This is a genomic window from Neisseria sp. HMSC065D04 (genome assembly GCF_001815675.1).
Lineage (GTDB): Bacteria > Pseudomonadota > Gammaproteobacteria > Burkholderiales > Neisseriaceae > Neisseria.
In genome coordinates, this window is record NZ_KV821488.1 from 51756 (window position 1) to 58075 (window position 6320).

Annotated in this window: 6 protein-coding genes; all 6 read right to left on the minus strand. The window is 48.0% G+C overall.

All coding sequences use genetic code 11. The annotated features are described in order from the left end of the window. Nucleotides 1-314: 314 nt before the first annotated feature. The 6 genes from ispG to zapE all read right to left on the minus strand — a co-directional run bounded on the left by ispG (nt 315) and on the right by zapE (nt 6253). Nucleotides 315-1580: a flavodoxin-dependent (E)-4-hydroxy-3-methylbut-2-enyl-diphosphate synthase gene (gene ispG, locus HMPREF3050_RS02685; RefSeq protein ID WP_070773349.1), complete on the minus strand. Its 1266-nt coding sequence runs from the start codon at nt 1578-1580 to the stop codon at nt 315-317. Nucleotides 1581-1582: 2 nt separating this feature from the next. Then, the gene (locus HMPREF3050_RS02690; RefSeq protein WP_070773350.1) at nt 1583-2455 is read right to left on the minus strand and encodes a helix-turn-helix domain-containing protein; all 873 of its coding nucleotides are present in this window, start codon (nt 2453-2455) and stop codon (nt 1583-1585) included. 4 nt (nt 2456-2459) lie between these two features. Continuing rightward, complete coding sequence (pilW, locus tag HMPREF3050_RS02695) at nt 2460-3215, minus strand: type IV pilus biogenesis/stability protein PilW (protein ID WP_003759214.1); 756 nt, start codon at nt 3213-3215, stop codon at nt 2460-2462. Between the two features lie 2 nt (nt 3216-3217). After that, nucleotides 3218-4312 carry a dual-specificity RNA methyltransferase RlmN gene (gene rlmN / locus HMPREF3050_RS02700; protein ID WP_049223036.1) on the minus strand — a complete coding sequence of 365 codons (1095 nt, stop codon included), beginning with the start codon at nt 4310-4312 and terminating at the stop codon, nt 3218-3220. A 260-nt stretch (nt 4313-4572) separates the two neighbouring features. Then, on the minus strand, nt 4573-4998 hold the full coding sequence (gene ndk, locus HMPREF3050_RS02705; protein ID WP_070773351.1) for a nucleoside-diphosphate kinase: 426 nt from the start codon (nt 4996-4998) through the stop codon (nt 4573-4575). 118 nt (nt 4999-5116) lie between these two features. Further along, the gene (zapE, locus tag HMPREF3050_RS02710; protein ID WP_070773352.1) at nt 5117-6253 is read right to left on the minus strand and encodes a cell division protein ZapE; all 1137 of its coding nucleotides are present in this window, start codon (nt 6251-6253) and stop codon (nt 5117-5119) included. Between the last annotated feature and the right edge of the window lie 67 nt (nt 6254-6320).

Genomic DNA, 6320 nt, shown 5'->3' on the forward strand with positions numbered 1-6320 from the left:
GAAAACTGTTGGCGCGAAGTCCACTGATTTCAGACGACCTATTAGGTTATTGTTCAATTTATACGTTTTGTATCATAAGGTTTTCATATTAAAAGATATTACTTGTGATACCAAATCGTTGTTATCAAAAAATACAATTATCCGATTGTTATCATAATCTCCTTATTGAACAAATGATTTAATATGAACAATCTCTTCTAAATTTGCCTAACTAATCTTACCCGCATTGATAGCTGCCGGTAAGTTTTACAGTGTGGTTACGTCATTAAGGTCGTCTGAAAAATGTTTTTCAGACGACCTTTTATCTATGTTTATCAAGCAGACTGTATCGGGATGATACGGTTTTGATTGCGTTTTGCACCGCCTTCGCAATAATTGACTTTGACGTATTCTTCGACAATCTCTAAGAATTCGGCTGCGATGTTGTCGCCTTTTAAAGTCACTTTGCGTTCTCCGTCAACATAAACCGGGGCAACAGGGGTTTCGCCGGTTCCGGGCAGGCTGATGCCGATGTCTGCCAGTTTGCTTTCGCCCGGTCCGTTAACGACGCAGCCCATGACGGCAACGTTTAAAGATTCTACACCAGGGTAAAGGGTGCGCCATACGGTCATTTTTTGGCGAAGGTAATTTTGTACATCTTGGGCAAGCTCTTGGAAGACTGTGCTGGTGGTGCGTCCGCAGCCCGGGCAGGCGGTAACCATGGGGGTAAACGAGCGCAGTCCCATGGTTTGTAGAATTTCCTGGCCGACGATGACTTCCTGCGTACGCGAACTGCCGGGTTCGGGAGTCAGAGAAATGCGGATGGTGTCGCCGATGCCTTCTTGAAGCAGTACGGCCAAGGCGGCAGTCGAAGCAACAATGCCTTTGCTGCCCATGCCTGCTTCCGTCAAGCCTAAGTGGAGCGGATATTGGCAGCGGCTGCCCAGTTCGCGGTAAACCTGAATCAAATCTTGAACGGAGCTGACCTTGCACGACAAGATGATTTTGTTTTCAGGCAAACCTAATCGGACGGCTTTTTCAGCAGATTCCAACGCCGAAATAATCAAGGCTTCTTTCATGATTTCTTCGGGCGGTTTGGGAGATGAGGATGCCAGATTGGCATCCATCATGCGCTTGGCGAGGCTTTGGTCAAGCGAACCCCAGTTGACGCCGATACGGACGGCTTTGTCGTTTTCGGCGGCAGTCCGAATCATATAGGCAAATTTTTCATCGCCTTTTGCGCCTTTGCCGACATTGCCGGGGTTGATGCGGTATTTGGACAAGGCTTTGCCGCACTCGGGAAATTCTGCCAACAGACGTTCGCCATTGAAATGGAAGTCGCCAATCAGCGGGGTGGTGTAACCCATGTCGTCCAAACGCTGGCGGATTTCGGCAACTTTGGAGGCAGCTTCCGGGCTGTTGACGGTAATGCGCACCATCTCTGAACCTGCATCGCTCAATTCTTTGACTTGCAGGGCGGTTGCTTTAGCATCTGCGGTGTCGGTATTGGTCATCGATTGCACGACAACGGGTGCATCCGAACCGACGATGAGATGATCGATTTGTACTTGATGGGTTTGGCGGCGTTTGGGTGTGTTCATCTTTATTTTTTTCCTGCTACAAAGGAAGCTGATTTTTCACCGGCAACCCGGTATTCTGCCAGATTGATGGTTGTCCCGCCGTAATTGGCTTGTGCGCCTGTGGCAATACCGATCCAGACATTGTAGGGTGCACCGCCTTTAAAACGCCTTTCGCTTCCTGCGGGAATGATCCGGCTGAAAATCATGGTACCTTTCTTGTCGGTGATAATCAGATTGCTTCGGTATTGGACTTTAATCCAAAGCTCGTCTGAATCGACTTTGACTTCAGGTGCGGATGCCGCTGCTTCGGATGCGGCGACACTTGAAGCTGCTTTTTCGGCATTGGATATTTCTTGTTTGCCGTTTTCTGCCATATTGGAAACGGCAACATTTTCTTTTTTCAAATCCGGCGTCTGCATACTGTTGCGTACTGCATCGCTGTTTTGCGCGACTTGTTGTTCGTTTTCATGATTGGACTTGCTTTGCCAAACATAAATACCGCCGCCAAGCAGGATGAGCGCCGCCATGCCCAAAACCCATTTGGGAAAACCGACTTTTTCACCATCTTGATAGTTCAAGCCGACATTTTGTTTGCGATCCACCAGATAGACATGGTCTTCTTCCGGCGCGGAAATGGCTTTCAGACGACCTGTAATGGTTGTTTCATCGATTTTCAACAGACGGGCATAAGAACGCAGATAGCCCATAACGAAGACCAATCCTGAAAAGAAAGAATAGTCTCCTTTTTCAAGTGCTTCAATTTGTTCGGCAGACAGTTTCAACCGTCGTGCTACTTCGTCAATATCCCAACCTGATTTGTGTCTGAGTTGTCCCAGCTCATCACCCAATGATTTGGCAGCTTGAATGTCGTATTCGTTTTTCTTTTGATTTTCCATGTAGTTACTTACCTGTGGTTACTGCCTGTAATTGTTCCGAGTAGGGGAAGTTTGCCCTTAACTGGGCTTCGTATTCGTAGGCTGCCTGGCTATTACCCAAAGCGGTCGCCAATTTCCAACCCAGCAGCAAATCATCTGCCTGCAAGACATCGACTTTGCTTTGGTATTGGCGGAAATAATAGTCCGCTTCGTTTAAATTGCCTGCCAGCATTTTGGTTCTTGCCAATTCTTTAAACGCAGGCGGGAATTGAGGTTGCGCAGCCAAAGAACGTTCAAGATAAGCTTCTGCCAGCGAATATTGGCCCATCTTCGCGCTGCAAATGCCCTTGTTGAGGTTGGCGATAAACGGAGAAGGATAAGTTGGATCGGCCAGGGCTTTGTCAAAATAACTGATGGACTGGGCGGGATTATTCATCTCGCTGCACAAGAACCAGCCATAGTTATTGTTGATTTCCGCATTGTCAGGTTTCAAGGATAGGGCTTTTTGGAAGCTTTCCTGCGCCTTTTCGCGCACTTTGAGATATTGATAGATTTGTGCGCGAACCAGCCATGCATCTTCATTGCTGCTGTCCGCTTTCAATGCCTCTTCAATACTGACCGTTGCTTGACGGTAATCGCCCCCGCGCATGTATTCGATAGCCAACTGGGTTTTGATATTGGCGACCTGTGTCGCACGTTCCGCTCTGCTTGGGCCTTTCGGGCCGGCGCATGCGCCCAAAACCAAAGTTAAAATAATGGGTTGCCAAATGTTCAGTTTCATAATCAGCTCTGTTGTTCAACCAAAATCTGCTGCCATTTTTGTTGGCGGCGTGTTTTATCTTGTACTTGTCCTGCCAATTGACCGCAAGCTGCGTCAATATCGTCGCCACGCGTTTTGCGGACGGTTACCACGAATCCTGCCTGCTGCAAAATATCGCGGAAAACGCGGATATTTTCATTAGTAGATCGTTCGTAGCCGGAATTGGGGAAAGGATTGAACGGAATCAGATTGAATTTGCACGGTACGTCTTTTACCAGCTCAATCAGTTCGCGCGCATGTTGCGCTTTGTCATTAATTCCGTCCAACATAACATATTCAAAAGTAATGAAATCTCTTGGTGCTTTGACCAAATAGCGTTGACATGCCGCCATCAACTCTTTCAACGGATATTTTTTATTCAGCGGAACGATTTGATCGCGTACTTCGTCGTTGGAAGCATGAAGGGATACTGCCAGCGCAACAGGCATCGCATCACGCAGCCTGTCCATTTGCGGCACCATGCCTGATGTGGAAACGGTAACGCGGCGGCGGCTGAGGCCGTAGCCATGATCGTCCAGCATAATGCTCAGCGCAGTAACGACATTATCAAAGTTCGCCATTGGCTCGCCCATGCCCATCATGACTACATTGGAAATCACGCGTTCGTTTTTCGGCGTAACGCCCATTGCTTTATTTGCCCACCACAGTTGCCCAATGATTTCGGCAGCGGTCAGATTACGGTTGAAACCTTGGCGGCCGGTAGAACAGAAGGTACATTCCAATGCGCAGCCGACTTGCGAGGAAATACATAACGTACCGCGTTCTGCTTCGGGGATGAACACCGTTTCTACGCCGTTGCCCGTTCCTACATCCAACAGCCATTTGCGCGTCCCATCGGCGGATTCTTGCGCCATCATCAGTTTGGGCACATCCACGCTTGCCTGTTCGTTGAGTTTCAGGCGCAGGGATTTTGCCAAATCGGTCATTTCATCGAAACTTTGCGCACCGGCTTGGTGGATCCAGCGCATGACTTGTTTGGCGCGGAACGGTTTTTCGCCCATCTCGGCAAAATGATGGGTCAGTCCGTTTAAATCGTAATTCAGCAGATTGGTTTTCATGTGGTTTATTTCTTGGTAAAGCTTTTAATAAAGGCTGTCGTGATAAATCTTGCGAATCCGGCGGATTAGGACGTTGCATAGTGGGTTTGAACATGTCCTGAATCTTGTTGAGCAAACAGCTTTTATTTCCAAGCTCCTTCTATCATATTTTCAGACGACCCCCATTTGAGAAAGGTCGTCTGAAAACAGATTGAGACAAACAATATCGACAAAACCGTCCAAACGCCCGAACCGGTCGGACGTTCGAACGGTATCTATCGTTAACGCGGGCAGATTTCGCTTTGGCTGAAGAAGTAGGCAATCTCGATTGCTGCGTTTTCCAGACTGTCAGAACCATGTACGGCGTTTACGCTGAGAGATTCGGCAAAATCGGCACGTATCGTACCGAGAGCGGCTTCCGCAGGATTGGTCGCGCCCATCAGTTCACGGTTTTTTGCAACGGCATTTTCACCTTCCAGTACCTGAATCATGACAGGACCGCTGGTCATAAAGGCAACCAAGCTGTCGTAAAAAGGACGCTCTTTATGGACAGCATAAAACTCTTGGGCTTCGCGCACGCTAAGGTGCTTCATTTTGGCGGCGACAATACGCAGTCCGTTTTCTTCAAAACGGCTGTAAATTTTGCCGATTACATTTTTACCTACAGCATCGGGTTTAACGATGGAGATCGTGCGCTCAATAGCCATATTATGTCCTTGTTTTTATTGCGTTGTGCAATAGTCTGGGGTTGGAGAAAATGAACTGCTATTTTATCAAATTTCAGTATACTTTGGGAAAAGCCGCTCTTTTTTCTTCGCCTGAATCTTATTTTTTCAACGTCAGATGCGGTTGCTCCAAATAAACTTCCGATTGCATTTCCACCATACGGCTGGCGGTACGGGTAAATTCTTCGGCGAAATCGCCTTCGACATAAATATCGTTTACGCCTACCGCGCTGGTGGCACAGAGTTTTACTCGGAAATCGTACAATACGTCAATTAGCCATGTAAGGCGGCGCGCTTCGGCTTTTTCCTGCGGCGTCAGACGTTCCAATCCTGATACGAACACCATTTCATAATGTTCGGCCAAATAGAGGTAATCGGCTTGCGAACGCGGACCAAAGCATAAAGCGCGGAAATCGAACCAAATGGCGCGCTCAGAATGGGCTTTGTGCGGAATTTCACGTCCGTGTATTACGCTGACACCGGGATTCAGTTCGGAAATTCCCGCCATTTCTTTAAACAAATCAGCCAATTTCTGCTCATTTTCTTCATTGTTGGGAACGAAGAAAATCTCAGCAGGACGTAAAGTACGCAGGCGGTAGTCTTCCCCGCCATCAACATTTAAGACAGTCAGGCTGGATTCAATCAGCGCAATGGTCGGCAGAAAGCTGCTTCTGTTTTGACCTTGGGGGTAAAGCTCGGACGGGGCATAGTTGGAAGTTGCCACCAAAACCACGCCTTCGCTCAACAAGTTTTCCAGCAGGCGCCCCAAAATCATCGCATCTGCAATATCGCTGACGTGAAATTCGTCAAAACACAATACGCGGGTCTCTTTGGCAATCTCAGCAGCAACTGCTTTTAAAGGATTGGCTTCACTTTTCAAGTCTTTCAAACGCTTATGGATTTCCGCCATAAAGGCATGAAAGTGGACACGGCGTTTGCGGCGGTATGGCAAGCAGCCGAAAAAAGCGTCCATCAAGAAACTTTTGCCGCGACCCACGCCGCCATAAAAATACAGACCTTTCGGCACTTGGGGAGAGCGCAGGCTGCGCCCTAGGAAACGATTGCGTTTGCGTTTGAACATCATCAGTTCCGTCCACAAACGATCCAAATATTCAATCGCCCGCGCCTGTGCTTCATCGCGGATGAAATTCGGTTGTTCAGCTGCCGCCTGATACCAAGTCAGCGGGCTGTGGTTTTCAAACGGAGGGGCGACAAACAGTTGACCTCTATCACTCATATCTGACCTTTATTATGTTTTTGGGTTTGACAATTATAGTGGCTTAACTTTAAACCGGTACGGCGTT